This is a genomic window from Microcoleus sp. Pol7_A1 (assembly GCF_036701085.1).
Lineage (GTDB): Bacteria > Cyanobacteriota > Cyanobacteriia > Cyanobacteriales > Microcoleaceae > Microcoleus > Microcoleus asticus.
Genome location: NZ_JAUBQD010000067.1, coordinates 1 through 17966 on the forward strand (window position 1 = coordinate 1; position 17966 = coordinate 17966).

The window sequence follows — 17966 nt, forward strand, 5'->3', positions numbered from 1 at the left end:
ATTTTCAGATCTGAAGTCTGTTTATTTTCAACTCAGCTTTGCTGAGTCTTTTCTTGCTGCCTAGTCTAAACTCCAGTAGAACTAGAACCCCACACAACGCCCACAACGCGATTTTGCTGGTCTAATACGGGACTCCCAGAATTGCCGGGAGCTGAAATTGCAGACATTCGTAACTCTTCGTCAGTCTGGTTGATAACTTTTCCTGTTGCAACTGTCGAATAATCGGTGGTGTAGGGATACCCAATAATGCGGATAGGTGCATTGAGGGCAACAGGCGTTGAGGATATGGCTAAAGGCTGAATATCCTTCGGAATGTCGGTGACTTCCAGTAAAGCTAAATCCAGCTTGTCAGAGGCAGCAGTAATTTTAACTATCTTAGCGGATTTCCGCTTGCGTAATTCACCAGAATGCGGTTCACTGTATAATTCAACTTCAATTTTTTTCTCGCTCTGGGGCTTATTTTTGTCAGCCGTTGCCACATGGCGATTAGTAACAACCCACGCTTTGTTTCCCTGCCGTCTTACCACCCAGCCAGTACCCGACCATAAGTCGGAATAACTTTTAAAAATAACTCGGACAACAGACCGCTTTAATAAAATTAAAGGTTCATTTTTTAAACTTGGTAATCGCTCTGGAATGGTCAACAATTGCGGGTTTTGCTGCATAGTTAAAAGGCGCATCGTCTCTTTAAGTAAAAAAACAGCATTTATAGAGTTTGGAGCTAATGCAATTGCTATGCCACAGACTTCAAGTGCTTGATCAAACTTACCTTGCTGCTGTAAAGTAAAAGCTAAATTGAGATGAGCTTGGGCATTTTTGGGGTTGAGTTGAATAGCTTGGCGATAGGCTGCGATCGCCTTCTCTAGTTTCCCCTGCTTGTGCAAAGTCACGCCCAGGTAGTTATAGGCCGCATCACTTTTAGGGTTGAGTTGAATGGCTTTATTATAGATTGCGATCGCCTTATCTGGTTTTCCTAAATCTTCCAGCGCAGAGCCTAGATAGATATAACCATTAATATTTTTATTCTCCTCTGGTTCAAGTTCACTCACCTTTTCATAAGCGATTAGTGCGTCATCTAGCTTGTTTAGCTTGCTCAGGATATAGCCTATTTTGCGATAATAAAAAGCGCGGTCTTTTTGAGCGGGTTCGATTTCAATGGCTTTTCGGTAAGTGGTTACAGCTTCATTGAATTTGTTCTGCTCATTCAACAGATTAGCTAGATTTGCATAACCAGCGGCGGGATCTGTGTAACCGATTTCTATCGCTTTGTGCCATGCAGCGATCGCTTCTTGCGGTTTCCCCACATCTTTCAGCGCATTGCCTAGATTGTTATAAGCTTCGGCATAATTGGGATATATCTGGATGGCTTGGCGGTAGGCTGCGATCGCCTCATCTAATCTCCCCTCTTGCTGTAAAGCCCAACCTAAACTGCTGTAAGCTTCGCCATAATTGGGATTTATTTGGATGGCTTGGCGGTAAGCTGCGATCGCCTCCTTTGGTTTGCCTTGGTAGGACAGCGTATTACCCAGATTGTTATAAGCTTCGGCATACTTCGGATCTATTTGGATGGCTTGGCGATAAACTGCGATCGCTTCATCGAATTTCCACTTATAATAGAGCCTATTGCCAAGTTCGTTGTAAGCCCAAGTCCACTGAGGGTTAACTTTGATTGCTTGGCGGTAAGTTGCGATCGCTTCATCGGGTTTCCCCTGCTTAATCAGCGCTTCACCTAAAAGTCGATAAAAAAAGTCATATTCGGGGTAAAGTCGGATAGCTTGGCGGTAAGCTGCGATCGCCTCCTCAACTTTATCTTGACTACTCAACTGACTTCCGAGCATCGCGTAAAGAGTCGCATCCCAATAATTATGTTGAATAGCTTGTCTGATACTCTGTGTGGCTTCATCTTCTGCCTTTTGGCCACTCTGCACAATCGCTTGAACAATATAAGCAAAGGAGGTGAGACGATTGGTAAACCACGGCAGTGTCGCCGCCACGTATAACAATAAGAAAACTGAGGTTAACTTGGGCAAGAATTTTTTAGGCACTTTAGGGAAAGGCATCATCTTTCTTTATTTCTAAGTTCGATAAGCCTAGTCTACTTCCTCTGAACTTGGTATACTTTTCATAACTCCACTTGGACTATAAATCTGTAACAATTAAAAATATAGTACCTATTCAAAAGTTCTCTCAATGACTTTTATCCCGTCCGAAGCGTTTAAATCTATTAGTTATCCCAGTCGCACTGTCAAAAGAGCCGATCGCGCCGTCCGCTGTTCCCCTTTTCAATTACACTTCTTCCAGACCATCCGCGATAACAGTGTTTTCCTAAGTGCGATCGCCTCAAATTCCGGTGTCGAAAGCGGCTACACCCGATCGCCCGTATCCGAACTCGCAGCCGAAAACTCCCTGCTGTGGCTGATTCAAGTCGGCGTGTTGCGGCGGGAAGTAGACGGACAAGGGATTACCGACAGTTTTCGCCTGACGCCCCTGGGCCGCCAACTCGTGGAAAAATGGGAACAGGAAGGACAGGGAGTGCCGGCGGCGTCATTGTGCGATCGCATGGGAAATGCCGTTAGCCGCGGGTTGGGACTATTTCTCTGAGGGCTTTTCACTTGCCCTAGTCCGACAGTCCGACAGGGAATGAATTCCCTGTCTCATAGCAAAAGTCGGTTAAAACCGACTGCAAGTCTCAATTTAACTAGATGTTGAGTTTCGCATTGCACGGTAATCAACCTCCTCATTCCTCTTGCAGAGGACTTGCGCTATGAGACAGGGATTTCAATCCCTGTCGGACTCGCCGTCAAACGAGTTAGACCGCGATCGCACCATAGCAGTTTTTGAAGAACCGGGCGATCGCATCCCCGTTCCAACCTTTGCCGAATCCTTCAATCTCACCGTCGGTGAAATGTTCAGTTGGCTGACTGAGTAGCGCCACCTAGATTTATGAATGTATTTAACCGCAGAGGGCGCAGAGGGCGCGGAGGAGGGAGAAGAGAGCTCACCCTACGGATTTGCTCCGATCGAATGTGCGGTCGATCGCTTATACTAGAATATCTGGCTGTCAGCTCTTCAAGGACGAGAGAGGACTAAAGTTGTCACTACAAACTTAATTATGATTATTTAACCGGACTTGATATCATCTCTCAAATAACCGCTAACTACTAACAACTAACTACATAAAAAGTTTGTCAAAAATGGAAGCTAAATCTTACAAAGACACGGTAAACCTGCCCAAAACCAAGTTTGATATGCGCGCCAACGCCACCAAGCGCGAACCAGAATTGCAACAATTTTGGACTGATCGAGAAATCTACGATCGCCTCTCGGAAAATAACCCAGGCGACTTATTCGTCCTCCACGACGGCCCGCCCTACGCCAACGGACAACTCCACATCGGCCACGCCCTCAACAAAATCCTCAAAGACTTTATCAACCGCTACCAAATGCTGCGCGGCAAAAAAGTCCGCTACGTGCCGGGTTGGGATTGTCACGGATTGCCGATCGAACTTAAAGTATTGCAGAACATGAAATCGGAGGAGCGGCTAAATCTTACCCCGATCGAACTCCGCCGCAAAGCCTCCGCCTTCGCGCAGCAAACAATGGAACAGCAGCGCGAATCCTTCCAGCGCTACGGCGTTTGGGGCGACTGGGAACACCCGTATTTAACCATGAAACCCGAATACGAAGCTGCCCAAATCGGCGTTTTCGGTCAAATGGTGCTCAAAGGCTACATCTACCGCGGCTTTAAACCCGTTCACTGGAGTCCGAGCTCGAAAACAGCCCTCGCCGAAGCGGAATTGGAATATCCCGAAGGTCACACGTCGCGCAGCATCTACGTCGGCTTCCACGTGAAAAAATTGTCAAAATCTTTGCAACAGAAGCTCAAGCGCTATATGCCGAGCCTCTGGGCGGCGATTTGGACGACTACCCCCTGGACAATTCCGGCAAACTTGGCGATCGCAGTCAATCCCGAACTGACTTATGCGGTGGTGGAACCGCCGGCAAATTCCCACATCGCCCAACAATTTATGTTAGTAGCTGTCGATGCGGTCGATCGGCTGTCGGCAACTTTTAACACTCAATTAAAAATACTCGCCACCTTCAAAGGCAAAGAATTAGAAGGCTGCATCTACAAACACCCGCTGTTCGATCGCGAAAGTCCGATCGTTGCCGGCGGCGACTACATTACTGCTGATTCTGGGACGGGATTGGTGCACACCGCACCGGGCCACGGACAAGAAGACTTTATCGTCGGAAAACGCTGCGGTTTGCCAGTTTTAACGCCCGTAGATGAAAACGGAAATTTCACCGCAGAAGCCGGACAGTTTGCAGGTTTAAATGTCCTCGGAAACGGCAATGCCGCAGTGATTGATGCCCTTGCCGAAGCAAATTGTTTGATTAAAGAGGAAAGTTACGCTCACTCTTATCCTTACGATTGGCGCACGAAAAAGCCGACTATTTTTCGGGCGACGGAACAGTGGTTTGCCTCCGTTGAAGGGTTCCGCGATGAAGCCTTAAAAGCGATCGCCGGTGTGAATTGGATTCCCGCCCAAGGGGAAAATAGAATCACTGCAATGGTAAGCGATCGATCGGATTGGTGTATTTCTCGCCAGCGGACTTGGGGCGTTCCGATTCCCGTATTTTACGACGAAGAAACCAACGAACCGCTGTTAAATGAAGAAACGATCGCCCACGTGCAAGCCATCTTTGCCGAGAAGGGTTCCGATGCTTGGTGGGAATTGTCGATCGATGAATTGCTGCCGGAATCTTACCGCAATAACGGCCGCACTTACCGCAAGGGAACCGACACGATGGATGTGTGGTTTGACTCGGGTTCTTCTTGGGCCGCAGTGGTCAAAGGTCGATCGGAATTAAACTATCCTGCTGATATCTATTTGGAAGGTTCAGACCAACACCGCGGCTGGTTTCAATCCAGCTTGCTGACCAGTGTAGCAACTAACGGCGTTGCTCCTTACAAAACAGTTTTGACTCACGGTTTTGTGCTCGATGAAAAAGGCCGCAAGATGAGCAAATCTGAAGGCAATGTCGTCGATCCGGCAGTCGTAATTAAGGAATACGGCGCCGATGTTTTGCGGTTGTGGGTGTCTTCGGTAGACTACTCGGCAGACGTGCCTTTGGGCAAAAACATTCTCAAACAGCAGTCGGATGTTTACCGCAAAATTCGCAATACAGCGAAGTTTTTGCTGGGCAATTTGCACGACTTCGATCCGGCAAAAGATGCCGTTGCTTACGAGGAATTGCCGGAACTCGACCGCTATATGCTGCACAGAATGGGCGAAGTTTTTGCGGAAGTCCAAGATGCTTTTGAAAGCTTCCAATTTTCCCGATTTTTCCAAACTGTGCAGAATTTCTGCACGGTGGATTTATCGAATTTTTACTTGGATATTGCCAAAGACCGACTCTACATCAGCGCGACAGATACCCTTCGCCGCCGCAGTTGTCAGACGGTGATTGCAATTGCTGTGGAGAATTTAGCAAGGGCGATCGCACCTGTTTTGTGTCACATGGCCGAGGATATTTGGCAGTACCTTCCCTATCCGACTCCGTACAAGTCAGTATTTGAAGCCGGCTGGGTGCAAATTGATGCAAAATGGCACAATCCAGAATTGGCTACTCGCTGGCAGTATTTGCGACAAGTGCGCGGCGAAGTTAACAAGGTTTTGGAAAAAGCCCGGATTGAAAAGGCGATCGGTTCTTCTTTGGAAGCTAAGGTTTTGGTGTACGTTCCCGATGTTGAGAAAAGGCAGCAATTGCAAGCTTTGAATCCCAGCAGCGAAGAATTGGTGGATTATGTGCGATCGCAAAATTCAGTCATCGAGTTAGCCGCAGAGGAGAAAGCAAAAGCAGCACAAGATAAACAGGAAGAACAAGCGGCAAAAGTTGCCAAAGTCTTGACGGAAAACACAGTTTATGTTGAGGCGGAAACGATCGCAGAAAAGGGCGATCGATCTTCTGCGATCGTACAGTATTCAGCCCCTGAACCGTCGGCTTTAGATTGGCAGCAAATCTTAGATCGAAGCGTCCAGTTTGTGGCGGATCTGCCTGAATACGCGGGCAACTTTTTTACAGAATACCAAAAAGTTTTGGTAACACTTGGGCTGTTAGCCTCTGTGTTGATAACCGGCAGAGTAACGCTGGCGATTTTGGATACGATGAATCAGATTCCGGTATTGGGAAGCCTATTGGAAGTCATCGGCATCTTATTTACAATCTGGTTTGCTTTCCGTCACTTGTTGTTTGCCGCCAACCGTCAAGAAATTGCCGAACAAATTGATTCGCTGACAGCAGATGTGGTAGGGCGGACAACAGCGCTTGTGCTTGCAGAAACAAAGGCGATCGTACTCGCACCGGCATTGGATACAGCGCTTGTGCTTGTAGAAACACAGGCGATCGCACAAACAGCCCCAGCCGAAAAAGTGTTTGTAGAAACACCCCAAATCCCGCAAGCAGAATTAGTTGCGATCGACCCCAAACCAGAAATTCCTGCTGAAATAGCTGTAACGCAGGATTCTACTATGACCGGCAAGGGTGTAGACGAACTGCGGTATTTGTTCATTACTTCGGAAGTCGAACTGGTAGAATCGAATGCAATTCTGCAAGAATTGCCTTACAGTTATCAGTCTCCCGAGTTGGCGATTGGTGTAGTTAAAGCAAACGGGGAAAAGTGCGATCGCTGCTGGAACTACTCTACTCACGTCGGAGAGTCGATCGAACATCCGCTAATTTGCGAACGCTGCGTTTCAGCAGTAGACGGCAAATTCTAACGTAGGGCGCGCTTAGGGAAAAATTCTTGAGTTTGTGGTTGCCACATTCAGCCCGAAGCGCACCCTACAATAACTTCATTTACTTATTTCTGATTAAAAAAACGGCAGACGATTTCACCAGGGTTGTTTTGTCCAAACGCCAAAACAGTTCCATCTTTTTTAACTGTAGTGCGATCGCGGCAATTGTAGACTTCCAGAGGCTGTTTAACTCCATCAACACTAAGAATTACCCTGTATTCCCAATAGTTTTTCGCACTGCGTTTGATATCGACAATGCAAATCTCGCTTCCTTGATAATTGCGGCATACAGAGGCCTCAGCAGGAAGCGCGACCCAGAAAAAAAATATTAATAACAAAAAGTAGCAAACACATTTCATCATCAGCCAAATTACTAAGTCCTATCTTACGTTTTTTTGATAACCAACGGGCAGTATTTTGCAAGCGACTTAGCAATTAGGCGCGGCCTCAAGTCGCGACATCATAAGATAGCTGAACCATACCAGAACTGTATGTCTGACATCCCGTTAACTGCAAAGCTGTAGTATTTATGGGATTAACAAATAAAGGGATTCCCTCGCCCAAAATAATCGGGTGCACCGAGAGAATCACTTCGTTGACAAAGTTTTGATTCAGGAAATCGCGAATCAGTAGAGAACCTCCCACCAGCCAAATATTCTTGCCCTCAAGCAAGCGCAAATCATTGACAAAACTCTCTAAATTTGTTACCACTTCGACATCAGAAGTTGCTTGAAAATCTAGATTTTTCGTAAAAACATAACTCTTTTTTTCCTGGTACGGATACTCGCCAAAAGTTAGAACTTGTTCGTAAGTTTTTCGACCCATGAGAACCGTATCGATGCTATCTAAGAATTTAGTATAACCGTAATTTTGGTCTGTAAACAGCCAATCAATATCGCCATTCGAGCGAGCGATATAACCGTCCAAACTAGATGCAATGTATAGTACAATCTTTCGCATGGCAACACCGAGGTTTTGGGAATACTTGGGGCGATCATCGCCCCAATCATTTTAATTTTAAATGATTTAGCGTCCTGACGGTAGCTTGAGTTCGATACCCAGTTTGTTGCTGACATCGATCGCCGTATTAGCAAAATCAGCCACGCCAGCGATGCCAACTCCGATCGCAGCAGTCGTCGCTACAATCCCTTTTAAGCTTTTCTTTAATCTGGCTTTATTCCATTGGTTTTCCGGTTTTTGAATTTCGGCTTCGACATCTTCAATATCGATAATTATCCCCTCGCGGATATCTTCGGGAAACTGCGTGGCGGTTTCACGCATCGATGAAATTATTTGCAGAAGTTCAGCGCTATTGGCGTTATTGTTTTGAATGCCACCAGAGGCTGTTTGTTGGGCGTTGTCTTTTACTTCGTTAGCGATAGCGACGCTGCCGATTTGTGCGCCTGGGAAGTTGTTGTTTTGGGGAGTATTTTGAGTCACTTTTGCTTTTGCTTTATTAGTGATGGGTCTACTAACGGCTAGTTTAGCGATATCTACAATGTCTTGATATTCTCTTCCATAAGATTTTTCCATTTCTTCGCCCCCCATTTGGTTTCTGCGCCGAAGTTCGATCGACTCATACCCATCCAGCAACGGCCGCAAATCCCAACTATTTTTAAGTTTGCCGATCCGAACCTTAGTCTCGCCCATCTCCTCCAGCCCTAGCAATTCCTCGTAATCCAGCGGATCGGCATCGGGATTATCGGGAACCGGCACCCATTGACTGATTTCTAGATTGGCAAAAGAATTGTGGATTTTGGTAAACGTATCGCGAATCATGCTGAGGAAAGAACGCCGCGTCGATTCCCGCCCGCTAACGGCAATAAAGATTTTCTTATCTTCCGGGTCAGATTTAATCCGGGCGATGTTGTACACCTCAGCGCCTTCCCTGTACTCCAGCATAACCCCCGTGCGCCAGTGGGTGCAGTTGTGGATTTTCTCGTGCATGAGGACGATGAAGCGCGAGAGAATGCTGTCGGGGAGGATGCGGTAGTGATATTGAAATTCCAGCGTTTCGCCTTGGAGTTTGGTGTTTTCCGGTTGTTCTTTGGGCAAGATGCCGGGGATGAGGAAAGTCGGCGCGGGACAATGGCTGACGGGGAAGCAGAGTTCAAATTCCTCCATCAACCCGGTGAGGCAGTGGTAGCGGCGGCTGGGATATTTATTTGAGTCGAGGATGCGGCTGAGGTCGGCGTAGGTGAGAATGCCTTTGGTTTTGACTTTGAGTGCGTCGTCGCTGAGGAGGGCATAGATGCCTTCAGTCACCCAGTGGGGATTGAGGATGTTGGTGGATTGCAGGATGGGGTGTTCGCGGAAGTTGAGGACAATGCCCAGGTTGTGCAGCAGTCCGATGAGTTGGGTTTGGTCGGTTTCTTCAAAGATGTTTTCTGTGGCGCAGATGGTGGCGTATTCGCTGATGCTGATAATGTCTTTGTCGAGGCTTTCCAGGCGCTGCTTGACTTGGAACCAGCTTAGCGGCAAAAGATCGTAGACTTCTTTGAGTTGGGAGATTTCCGTGTGGATGGCGCTGCGGAGTTCGTCGATGCCGGTTCCGCTTTGGCAAGAGGTTTCGAGAATCGCTTTGATGTTGGGATATTTGTCGCGCAAGGCTTTGCGGTTGAGATCCAGGGGTTGTTCGTCGCACTTGTTGCCGACGAGGATGACGGGGGATGCGTCGCCGAAGCTTTCGATCAGTTTCAGCCAGTATTCGAGGCGGTTTTCGTCTTCGCTGGTGCGACAGTTGCACACGAGGAGGTAGAGGCTGCGTTTGGTAAGGAAAAATTGGTGGGTGGCGTGGTAGATTTCTTGTCCGCCGAAGTCCCAGACGTTGAGTTTGACGGGTTTGGTGTTGACTGTAATTTTCCAGTCTGTGATGTTGAGTCCGTCGGTTTGGGGCTCGTTGGGGTTGTATTTGTTGTGGATGAGGCGGTTGATCAGGCAGGTTTTGCCGACGCTGCCTTGCCCGACGAGGAGGACTTTGGCTTCGTTGAGGGGGAGAACTTCCCCGCTGCGGAGTTGGCGCAGGTAGTTGAAGATAGTGGCGGGAGTACCGGGGGCTTCGTTCCGGTTGGCGGGCCCTAGAACTTCTGGAGAAATGGGCAGGGGATTTTCACGGAGATCCAGGTATTTAAGTTGTGGCAGTGTTTCCAAGTATTCAGGAATAGTCTCAATCTGATTGTTACTGAGGGAAATCTGTGTCAAATTGGACAGTTGGGCGATCGCTTCTGGGATTTGGGTAATTTGATTGTTACTGACGTAAAGATGTGTCAAATTAAACAGTTGGACGATCGCATTTGGGATTTGGGTAATCTGATTGCTATTGAGGAAAAGCACTGTCAGATTAAACAGTTTGCCGATCGCATTTGGGATTTGGGTAATCTGATTATTATTGAGGTAAAGCACTGTCAGATTCGACAGTTTGCCGATCGCCTCTGGGATGGAGGTAATCTGATTATTATTGAGGTAAAGCACTGTCAGATTCGACAGTTTGCCGATCGCCTCTGGGATGGAGGTAATCTGATTATTATTGAGGTCAAGCTGTGTCAAATTGGACAGTTTGCCGATCACCTCTGGGATGGAGGTAATCTGATTGTTTATGAGGACAAGCTGTGTCAAATTGGACAGTTGCCCGATCGCTTCTGGGATCGAGGTAATCTGATTGTTTATGAGGACAAGCTGTGTCAGATTCGACAGTTGCCCGATCGCTTCTGGGATGGAGGTAATCTGATTGTGACTGAGGTTAAGCAGTGTCAACTTGGACAGTTGGTCGATCGCATCTGGGATTTGGGTAATTTGATTGAAACTGAGCTCAAGCCATCTCAGATTCGGTAGTTGACCGATCGCATCTGGGATGGAGGTAATCTGATTGCTACTGAGGTCAAGCTGTGTCAGATTCGGTAGTTGACCGATCGCATCTAGGATGGAGGTAATCTGATTGAAACTGAGGTCAAGTTGTGTCAGATTCGACAGTTGCCCTATCGCCTCTGGGATGGAGGTAATCTGATTGAAACTGAGGTCAAGCTGTGTCAGATTCGACAGTTGCCCTATCGCCTCTGGGATGGAGGTAATCTGATTGCCTATGAGGATCAGCCATGTCAAATTTGATAGTTTGCTGATCGCATCTGGGATTTGTATAATCTGATTGCCACTGAGGTCAAGCTGTGTCAGATTCGACAGTTGCCCGATCGCCTCTGGAAGTTCTGTTAAACCAATACTGGTTAAATTTAAACTCTTTAATTGCTTCATTTCCAGCAGCAATTCTGGTATCGTTCCGAATGGATTGCCACTGAGGTCGATCGATCGCAAATTTCCCAGAGATCGCACTTCCTCCGGCAGTGTACTTAATTGATTCGTAATCGGCTGCGGAGTCCATTTATCACCAACACTGCTGGATTGATATACCTTCCCCAAAACCAGAGTCTCAAGCTGCGTGCACTTGCCAATCTCCGGCGGCAATTCCTCCAAGTCCAGACCCGACAAATCCAGTTCGGTCAATTTTTCCTCGGTTGCTTGGTCAATTCGCCGCACTGCTTCCTCTCGCGTCATGCCCTTTGTCTCTCGGTAGGATTCATTTTATTGTGACAGGAATTTTCGCTTGATGCGGAGTTTCTCGCGCGTCACAATCAAAGAAACCGGGTTTTTTTTGTTTCTACACTGTCATGCGTCTTCTGGGCAAAAACCCGGTTTCTGAGCGAGACATCACAACTATAATAAAATAACCGTTAAAAGAGGGAAGCCAATGGTGACGAGCCTGAATGTGGATACGGCACTGCTGCAAGAGGCGATCGAACTTGAGGGAGAAATTGAGTTCGAGACTCTAGTTGAAATCGCCTTGCGCGAATACATTCAACGCCGCAAACAGCCACAAAATCTCGAACTTAGCTTTGGAGAATCTCTGAGTGCATTTCGTGAAAAATATCAACTGCACGAACTGGGTTTAAATCCTGATGAAATTTGGGGAGAAGTTCGAGATCGAACTTTTGCAGGACGCGAGGTCAATCGATTTTAGATTTTAGATTTTAGATTTTAGATTGAAGCATTGACCCCACGGATAAATTCGGGGGGCAAGTTTCATCGGATACAGCTTTTTTATTTCTCCACGGATGAATCCGGGGGCTTGTATCCTGGATGCTTTCGGTCATCTTTGAATGACGCTGCGTTATTTACTCGATACCAACATTATCTCGGAACCTGTTCGTCCTCTTCCGAATGCGAATGTGATGACTAAACTAATTGAGGCAAAATCCACGGTGGCGATCGCCTCGATCGTTTGGCATGAAGTTCTGCTGGGCTGTTATCGAATGCCAGATTCTAAGCGTCGCAGTGCGATCGAAGCTTATCTTCAGGAAGAAGTGAAAGTAAAATTACCGATTTTGCCCTACACCCAAGAAGCGGCTGAGTGGTTCGCTTTCTTAACGAGCAAGACTCATCCCGATCGGGCTTACACCGTCTTATGCTGATGGGCAAATTGCAGCGATCGCTAAAGTCAATAATCTGATTCTGGTGACACGAAATGTTGCTGATTATGCAAACTTTCAAGACTTGGCAATCGAAAACTGGTTTTCTTAAACTTAATCGATTTAATCATCTGTATGATGAGAAACAATAATGCGATCGATTTCTTCCCGGTGGCGATCGTAATAACGCCAAGCATTCTCTAAATCGCGATCCGACAAACCTGGATAATTCCGAAGTAACTCAGCCTCATTAGCCCCCTGTTTGTGAAGCGAAACCAGTGTCCAAACAGGAATGCGGGTGTTGCGAATTCGGGCATTTCCTCCACAGACTCCAGGCGTACTCTGAATCGCCCTAGCCGAGAGTTTTTCTTGAAACAGCAAACTCTCTTCAGGTGTCAGCGACTCAATGACTTGAATTAAGGAGTCAACCAACTGAATGTTCATAGCTGGTAATTTACAGAATATATAATAGTGCGATCGCTCAAACTATCATAGCAAAATTCCCCAACACCAACCTCTCAAGCAGAGCGCACTTGCCAATCTGTGGCGGCAATTCCTCGAACCCTGCCAAATCCAATTCTGTCTGGCCCTAATCCGCAGCTTTGTCGATAAACTGCAACAACTCCTCTGGCCTCATATCCTTTATCTCTCGGTAGTCTTAATTTTATTGCGACAGGATTTTGTGGTTGGTGGGGAAAGCCAGAAAGCTATAATAAATAAGCAACCCAAACATACAGATTTTATGTCCACTATTGAGCAAATCGAAGCCGCCATCCTAAAACTGCCAGCCAGTGACTATCAAAAACTGGTGCAATGGCTGCTAGATTTAGACTATCAACGCTGGAGCGAACAGCTCGAACAAGACATCATTGGCGGTAAACTAGACACTCTGGCACAAGAAGCACTAGCTGATTTTGAAGCAGGGCAATATCGGGCAATCTAATGCACTATACAACCCGCCGCTTTTGGAGTTGCTACGCTGCACTGCCAGAAAATGTGCAATCCACTGCCGATCGCGCTTACGAACTCCTCAAAGTCGATCCCAACCACCCATCTTTACACTTCAAAAAAGTTGGCAAATACTGGTCAGTTCGAGCGGGGCAAAGTCATCGAGCTTTGGGTACAGAAGTCAAGCAAGGAATTCTTTGGTTCTGGATTGGTACTCATGCAGAATACGACAACTTAATTAATTAGTAAAAGTCAAGTATCTTTTGTCTTTTGGTGTGTCTCACCTTTTCAATCATCGGTTCGATCGCAAACAATGATGCGATTAATTTCTGCGCGGTGGCGATCGTACTATTTTTTTGTTTAGTGACGAGAAATACCCAGAGAAACCGGGTTTTTAAGGTCTGCCTGTGATACCTAGTTACTTAAACTTTAGCTAATCTAAACATAAACACATAATAAACCTCAATCTCATGTTTTTTACCAACAGATGACAAAGGGTGCTACGCTTGGGATAGGAAGTTATTTGTTTATGAACCAAATTAAACGTGTTGCCATAGTGGGAGGAACCCACGGAAACGAACTCACAGGAATTTACCTCGTGAAGAAATTCGATCGCGCGCCAGAGTTAATTGGGCGATCGACTTTTGAAACTATCACCCTGCTAGCCAATCCCAAAGCTTGCGAAATCGTGACACGCTACGTCGATATCGACCTCAACCGCTGCTTTCGACAGGAAGATTTAGAAAATCCCCATCTCTCCAGCTATGAAGCGCAGCGGGCGAAAGAAATCTACGGCATTTTTAGCTCGAAAAACACTCATCTGCCCAACTTAATTATCGATTTGCACAGCACCACGTCCAACATGGGGCTAACATTTATTCTCGCCAGCCATCATCCATTTAACCTGCAACTAGCAGCTTATTTAACCTCAGTGTATCCCCACCTCAAGGTACTCGCTTCTACAACCAAGAATCATGATAGTCCTTTGCTGCGATCGCTTTCCGAATTAGGCGGTACGCTGGAGGTTGGTGCAGTCCCGCAAGGGGTATTAGATGCGTCTTTATTTCAGAAAACTGAGCAAGTAGTTAGCACGATCTTAGACTGCGTAGAAGCCTACAATCAAGGCACAATGCCTGCTGCCAAGAATCCCCTGACTATTTATCACACCGTTGGGGCGATCGACTATCCCAGAAACGAGAACAGAGAAATTCAGGCAATGATTCATCCTCATCTGCAATCCAGAGATTATGAAGCCCTAAATCCCGGCGATCCGATGTTTTTGACCTTGGATGGTGAGTCGGTCTTGTATGAAGGTAAATCAACCGTTTATCCCATTTTCATTAACGAGGCTGCTTACTACGAAAAAGGAATTGCCATGTGTTTTACCCAAAAACTCACAGTCAGTCTTGAGTAGAAATTTAAAAATTATTCTTGAGAATTTTCAGGTGACAAAAACTCCTCTTTAGAAGCCGTAGTCAAAGAACGCAATTCCTTCCATATTTCCAAAGTGATAATACAGGTAATCAGCCACACCAAACCAGCCGTATAACCAGCAATAACATCGGTAGGCCAGTGAACTCCTAGGTAAAGCCGGCTCAAACCAATAGCAGCAATTAATACAACTGTCAAGCTGTAAATCGACCAGCGCTGCTTGGGAAAGCGTTCACCCAAAAAATATCCTAGCAAACCGTAAATAACCATTGAAATCATCGCGTGCCCGCTAGGGAAACTGTAAAATTTCACATCAACAACGCGCTCCCAAAGTTGAGGTCGAGCGCGGGCAAAAAGTTTTTTTAACAGTAAATTTAAACCGATCGCCCCCGCACCCGCGAACGCAATAGTTGTAGCTTCCGATCGGTGATTGCGCGCTACCAAAACAATACCCAACATCAGACAAATCACTAGCAGCAAGTTCGGCTCGCCCAAAAAGGTAAAGCCCAGCATTATTTGATCGCCCAGCGGAGTGTGCAATTTCCTCAGAGCTAGTAAAATAGAGGTATCGAAAGCGTAACTTTCTTTTTCCAAGACCTCTTCGGCAATGGTGGCAAATCCCCACATCGCCAAAGCAGCAACAGCAAGCCCGGCCAGCCGAATTATCGAAATGAGCGATCGAATTTTAGAGCGCATTCTTGAATTAATTAAAAATTTTAAATTTCTAACTCAAAATAATACAACAAATATAGGAAACGAAAAAGCCTTACCGATCGTCTAGATTCTTAATCCCCTCTATTCTGAATCATTAATTGATTTTTCACTACCCACCTCAGCTTTTACATCCAACGGGCGAATGACTATACTATCAAAAAAATACCTTTCTGCAATTTTGTTGACCGTGGGGTTGACAAGTCTGTCTAGCTGTGCGAACACAACCGGAGTTAATGCCCCGATCGCCGAAGCCCACACGATCGCCCAGCGTCTCGTCTCTTCCGCAGTCGCCCAAAAGCCGAACAACCCGCAATTCGGTCAGCCGATCGGCTGTACCCTAGGTAAAGACTGTTTTGTACTGCTGTATTTCGATCGAGAACCCGGCCCCACTGCCGTCGATTTTGGCTGCGGGCGTCAAACTTACGACGGGCACGACGGTACAGACTTTGCGATTCCCGACGCCAAAGCAATGGCAAAAGGAGTACCTGTTATTGCCTCCGCTGCCGGCAAAGTTTTGCGATCGCGAGATGGTGTGGTCGATCGGCGTTTACAGAACGATACAGACAAAGCCAACATCGCAGGCACAGAATGCGGCAACGGCATGGTAATCGACCACGGCGCAGGCTGGGAAGCCCAATACTGCCACCTCCGCAAAGGCAGCGTTGCCGTCAAACCCGGTACGCAGGTGGAAAAAGGCACTGTTTTGGGCATGGTGGGAAACTCTGGGATGGCCTCTTTCCCCCACGTACACGTAACTTTTCGCTATCAAGGCAAACCCGTAGATCCGTTTGTCGGCCCCGACGCGAAGGTAGGCTGCAACATCGCCCGCAATCCAATCTGGGACAAGCCGATAGACTATATTTCCACAGGTTTAATTCGGGCCGGTTTTGCCAATAAGCTACCGGACAAGAAGGCTGTCTGGGAAGAACAATTTTCCGAGACTAAACTCCCTGCAAAAAGTCCAGCTTTGTTGTTTTGGGTGCAAAGTTACGGAGTGCTCAAGGGCGATCGGGAACAATACAAATTATTGGCACCCAACGGCACAACCATCGCCGATCAAACCAATGAAATTAAAGCCCCCAGCCGTACTTGGTTGGGTTATGTCGGCAAAAGAAACAGTACAAATTCTCCTCTGACTCCCGGAGTTTGGCGGGCCGAATACCGGTTGACGCGGGGCGATCGAGTTTTGGCAGAAGTCAAGCGAGAAGTAGAGTTGCGTTAGTCGCCAAGTTGTACGATCTTCTGATGTCAGTTCTTATTCATCTTTTCGCAACCTAGCAATTAAAAAAACTGCTGTCAAAGTCAAAGCCATGCCAAAACCCTGCATCAAAGTCAACCTTTCGCCCAAAAACACATAAGCACCGACAGTCCCAAACACCGGAATCAGCGTTAAAAATTGTGCAGCAATACTTGCCGAAATAGTTTTCAGCCCGACAAGGTAAAGCCAATAAGGCACGGCGTACTGGAGAATTCCAGAGGCGATCGCCAAACCCAAAATTGCCTGACTTCCAGCAAAATAAAACACTGTACTTTCCCCTGATGCCAACCAGCAAATCACAAGCACCAACATCAAACCAAAACTCTGCTGAATCGCAGTTAAAGGCAGTGCCGAAAGTTGCTGTACACCCCTACGCGACAGCACCGCATACACAGCAGCACAAACAGTACCCGCCACTACGAGCAAATCTCCTATTAGAGAACTTGCATTTAAATTGCTGTCAAATCCAACTGTCAAGATCGCACCAATAATGTTAAGACTAGAAAGCCATAACAAAGAAAATCCCACCGATTCTCCCAGAAATATCCAAGCAATAGAAATAACAATTGCAGGTTCTATCGCACCAATCAAAGTTGCATTGCTGGCACTCGTCCTTGCCAGTCCCAGCATACAAAAAATATATCCGAAACCGGGTTCCAACAATCCTGGCAATCCCAGAAATAGCAGTTTCCAAGCCTGTCGGCGGTCAAATAATTCGGGCAGTAATTCGCGTTTGCTGCCAGGGTGACTGAGAGTAACGATCCACAAAAGCGTAACGCTAGCGGTCAATTGCACTTCTACCAATTTTAGAGGAGGAATATATTCTAAAATTCCTTTGCTGAGGACAGAACCCAGCCCCCAAAAAGCGGCTGACAAAATCATCGCGATCGCAGCTTTACCTTTTTGCGTAGCAAAAAATGATTTCAGCATAATTTTGAGCTTTCTTTCTCGCCTGCGATCGAATTAGTTGCCACCTCCAAAAAAAGCTATTCTAAAATTTGGTAAATCCTGGTAGCGTTGGGTTCTGAATAATTTAATTGTCAATGTATTGGCTGGCGGGTTTGGTTCCTGGCAGTTTCAAAAAATATTATAGGGTGCTTTGGATGCGGACAATTTAGGGCAAATTGTCCCAAGCTTGAGCCACAATGTCGCTCAGCCATAGCCTCTGAGCAAAATCGAGCAGATTGTCGTCGGCGAGTACCTCAGCCTTCAACTCATCCAAAGACTGAGATCGCGATCGAGCTATTTGAATCACACCCGCGATCGCCGACGCCACCAATTCTTCATTCAGCGGCTGCTGTCGCAAAGCAATCATTTCTTGAGGATTCGTAGGAATGGGATAATTCATAGGATTGC

At 46.7% G+C, this 17966-nt stretch carries 17 protein-coding genes; 9 read left to right on the forward strand and 8 right to left on the reverse strand.

The genetic code is table 11. From position 1 onward, the window contains the following. Positions 1 to 65: 65 nt before the first annotated feature. On the reverse strand, positions 66 to 2063 hold the full coding sequence (locus QUA20_RS26545) for a tetratricopeptide repeat protein (RefSeq protein WP_333192668.1): 1998 nt from the start codon (positions 2061 to 2063) through the stop codon (positions 66 to 68). A 127-nt stretch (positions 2064 to 2190) separates the two neighbouring features. Here QUA20_RS26545 and QUA20_RS26550 point away from each other — a divergent pair, with 127 nt between their 5' ends. The 3 genes from QUA20_RS26550 to ileS all read left to right on the forward strand — a co-directional run bounded on the left by QUA20_RS26550 (position 2191) and on the right by ileS (position 6785). Then, positions 2191 to 2601: an Npun_F0494 family protein gene (locus QUA20_RS26550; protein WP_333192671.1), complete on the forward strand. Its 411-nt coding sequence runs from the start codon at positions 2191 to 2193 to the stop codon at positions 2599 to 2601. 163 nt (positions 2602 to 2764) lie between these two features. Beyond that, the gene (locus tag QUA20_RS26555) at positions 2765 to 2929 is read left to right on the forward strand and encodes a hypothetical protein (protein WP_216670280.1); all 165 of its coding nucleotides are present in this window, start codon (positions 2765 to 2767) and stop codon (positions 2927 to 2929) included. Between the two features lie 265 nt (positions 2930 to 3194). Further along, positions 3195 to 6785: an isoleucine--tRNA ligase gene (gene ileS / locus QUA20_RS26560; RefSeq protein WP_333192674.1), complete on the forward strand. Its 3591-nt coding sequence runs from the start codon at positions 3195 to 3197 to the stop codon at positions 6783 to 6785. An 83-nt stretch (positions 6786 to 6868) separates the two neighbouring features. Here the strand turns inward: ileS and QUA20_RS26565 are convergent, their stop codons facing one another. From QUA20_RS26565 to QUA20_RS26575, 3 genes are all read right to left on the reverse strand, one after another. Further along, a complete protein-coding gene (locus tag QUA20_RS26565) occupies positions 6869 to 7165 on the reverse strand; it encodes a hypothetical protein (protein WP_333192676.1) in 297 nt (98 codons plus the stop codon). 85 nt (positions 7166 to 7250) lie between these two features. After that, positions 7251 to 7763 carry a dihydrofolate reductase family protein gene (locus QUA20_RS26570; RefSeq protein ID WP_333192678.1) on the reverse strand — a complete coding sequence of 171 codons (513 nt, stop codon included), beginning with the start codon at positions 7761 to 7763 and terminating at the stop codon, positions 7251 to 7253. Between the two features lie 66 nt (positions 7764 to 7829). Then, positions 7830 to 11348: a leucine-rich repeat domain-containing protein gene (locus QUA20_RS26575; RefSeq protein ID WP_333192681.1), complete on the reverse strand. Its 3519-nt coding sequence runs from the start codon at positions 11346 to 11348 to the stop codon at positions 7830 to 7832. Positions 11349 to 11541: 193 nt separating this feature from the next. Here QUA20_RS26575 and QUA20_RS26580 point away from each other — a divergent pair, with 193 nt between their 5' ends. Both QUA20_RS26580 and QUA20_RS26585 read left to right on the forward strand, forming a co-directional pair. After that, the gene (locus QUA20_RS26580) at positions 11542 to 11811 is read left to right on the forward strand and encodes a type II toxin-antitoxin system VapB family antitoxin (RefSeq protein WP_333192682.1); all 270 of its coding nucleotides are present in this window, start codon (positions 11542 to 11544) and stop codon (positions 11809 to 11811) included. Positions 11812 to 11950: 139 nt separating this feature from the next. Continuing rightward, complete coding sequence (locus QUA20_RS26585; RefSeq protein ID WP_333192683.1) at positions 11951 to 12262, forward strand: PIN domain-containing protein; 312 nt, start codon at positions 11951 to 11953, stop codon at positions 12260 to 12262. A 120-nt stretch (positions 12263 to 12382) separates the two neighbouring features. Here QUA20_RS26585 and QUA20_RS26590 read toward each other — a convergent pair whose 3' ends face one another. Further along, positions 12383 to 12703 (reverse strand): DUF433 domain-containing protein, encoded by a 321-nt coding sequence (locus tag QUA20_RS26590; protein ID WP_333192684.1) that lies wholly within the window; start codon positions 12701 to 12703, stop codon positions 12383 to 12385. A 298-nt stretch (positions 12704 to 13001) separates the two neighbouring features. Between QUA20_RS26590 and QUA20_RS26595 the strand changes: the two genes are divergently transcribed. From QUA20_RS26595 to QUA20_RS26605, 3 genes are all read left to right on the forward strand, one after another. After that, the gene (locus tag QUA20_RS26595) at positions 13002 to 13202 is read left to right on the forward strand and encodes a hypothetical protein (RefSeq protein WP_333192687.1); all 201 of its coding nucleotides are present in this window, start codon (positions 13002 to 13004) and stop codon (positions 13200 to 13202) included. After that, positions 13202 to 13453, forward strand: coding sequence for a ParE family toxin-like protein (locus QUA20_RS26600; protein WP_333192689.1), 252 nt, complete (start codon positions 13202 to 13204; stop codon positions 13451 to 13453). The genes QUA20_RS26595 and QUA20_RS26600 overlap by 1 nt, the downstream gene beginning before the upstream one ends. Before the next feature lie 283 nt (positions 13454 to 13736). Further along, on the forward strand, positions 13737 to 14621 hold the full coding sequence (locus QUA20_RS26605; protein ID WP_333192691.1) for an aspartoacylase: 885 nt from the start codon (positions 13737 to 13739) through the stop codon (positions 14619 to 14621). Positions 14622 to 14632: 11 nt separating this feature from the next. Here the strand turns inward: QUA20_RS26605 and QUA20_RS26610 are convergent, their stop codons facing one another. After that, positions 14633 to 15334, reverse strand: a complete 702-nt coding sequence (locus QUA20_RS26610; protein ID WP_333192693.1) for a phosphatase PAP2 family protein — start codon at positions 15332 to 15334, stop codon at positions 14633 to 14635. Between the two features lie 160 nt (positions 15335 to 15494). Between QUA20_RS26610 and QUA20_RS26615 the strand changes: the two genes are divergently transcribed. Continuing rightward, positions 15495 to 16574 carry a M23 family metallopeptidase gene (locus QUA20_RS26615; RefSeq protein WP_333192695.1) on the forward strand — a complete coding sequence of 360 codons (1080 nt, stop codon included), beginning with the start codon at positions 15495 to 15497 and terminating at the stop codon, positions 16572 to 16574. A gap of 33 nt (positions 16575 to 16607) precedes the next feature. On the opposite strand, the gene QUA20_RS26620 is transcribed toward QUA20_RS26615, so the two are convergent. Together QUA20_RS26620 and QUA20_RS26625 are read right to left on the reverse strand one after the other, a co-directional pair. Then, a complete protein-coding gene (locus tag QUA20_RS26620; RefSeq protein WP_333192698.1) occupies positions 16608 to 17540 on the reverse strand; it encodes a DMT family transporter in 933 nt (310 codons plus the stop codon). A gap of 184 nt (positions 17541 to 17724) precedes the next feature. Then, a complete protein-coding gene (locus tag QUA20_RS26625; protein ID WP_333192700.1) occupies positions 17725 to 17958 on the reverse strand; it encodes a hypothetical protein in 234 nt (77 codons plus the stop codon). Positions 17959 to 17966 lie beyond the last annotated feature (8 nt).

What these genes read in the sequence shown, in the direction of transcription:
- QUA20_RS26625 (WP_333192700.1), bottom strand. Translation starts at nt 17,958, where the DNA reads ATGAATTATCCCATTCCTACGAATCCTCAAGAAATGATTGCTTTGCGA.
- QUA20_RS26580 (WP_333192682.1), top strand. Translation starts at nt 11,542, where the DNA reads ATGGTGACGAGCCTGAATGTGGATACGGCACTGCTGCAAGAGGCGATC.
- QUA20_RS26555 (WP_216670280.1), top strand. Translation starts at nt 2,765, where the DNA reads ATGAGACAGGGATTTCAATCCCTGTCGGACTCGCCGTCAAACGAGTTA.
- QUA20_RS26610 (WP_333192693.1), bottom strand. Translation starts at nt 15,334, where the DNA reads ATGCGCTCTAAAATTCGATCGCTCATTTCGATAATTCGGCTGGCCGGG.
- QUA20_RS26595 (WP_333192687.1), top strand. Translation starts at nt 13,002, where the DNA reads ATGTCCACTATTGAGCAAATCGAAGCCGCCATCCTAAAACTGCCAGCC.
- QUA20_RS26605 (WP_333192691.1), top strand. Translation starts at nt 13,737, where the DNA reads ATGAACCAAATTAAACGTGTTGCCATAGTGGGAGGAACCCACGGAAAC.
- QUA20_RS26550 (WP_333192671.1), top strand. Translation starts at nt 2,191, where the DNA reads ATGACTTTTATCCCGTCCGAAGCGTTTAAATCTATTAGTTATCCCAGT.
- QUA20_RS26570 (WP_333192678.1), bottom strand. Translation starts at nt 7,763, where the DNA reads ATGCGAAAGATTGTACTATACATTGCATCTAGTTTGGACGGTTATATC.
- QUA20_RS26620 (WP_333192698.1), bottom strand. Translation starts at nt 17,540, where the DNA reads ATGCTGAAATCATTTTTTGCTACGCAAAAAGGTAAAGCTGCGATCGCG.
- QUA20_RS26590 (WP_333192684.1), bottom strand. Translation starts at nt 12,703, where the DNA reads ATGAACATTCAGTTGGTTGACTCCTTAATTCAAGTCATTGAGTCGCTG.
- QUA20_RS26615 (WP_333192695.1), top strand. Translation starts at nt 15,495, where the DNA reads ATGACTATACTATCAAAAAAATACCTTTCTGCAATTTTGTTGACCGTG.
- QUA20_RS26600 (WP_333192689.1), top strand. Translation starts at nt 13,202, where the DNA reads ATGCACTATACAACCCGCCGCTTTTGGAGTTGCTACGCTGCACTGCCA.
- QUA20_RS26545 (WP_333192668.1), bottom strand. Translation starts at nt 2,063, where the DNA reads ATGATGCCTTTCCCTAAAGTGCCTAAAAAATTCTTGCCCAAGTTAACC.
- QUA20_RS26565 (WP_333192676.1), bottom strand. Translation starts at nt 7,165, where the DNA reads ATGATGAAATGTGTTTGCTACTTTTTGTTATTAATATTTTTTTTCTGG.
- ileS (WP_333192674.1), top strand. Translation starts at nt 3,195, where the DNA reads ATGGAAGCTAAATCTTACAAAGACACGGTAAACCTGCCCAAAACCAAG.
- QUA20_RS26585 (WP_333192683.1), top strand. Translation starts at nt 11,951, where the DNA reads ATGACGCTGCGTTATTTACTCGATACCAACATTATCTCGGAACCTGTT.
- QUA20_RS26575 (WP_333192681.1), bottom strand. Translation starts at nt 11,348, where the DNA reads ATGACGCGAGAGGAAGCAGTGCGGCGAATTGACCAAGCAACCGAGGAA.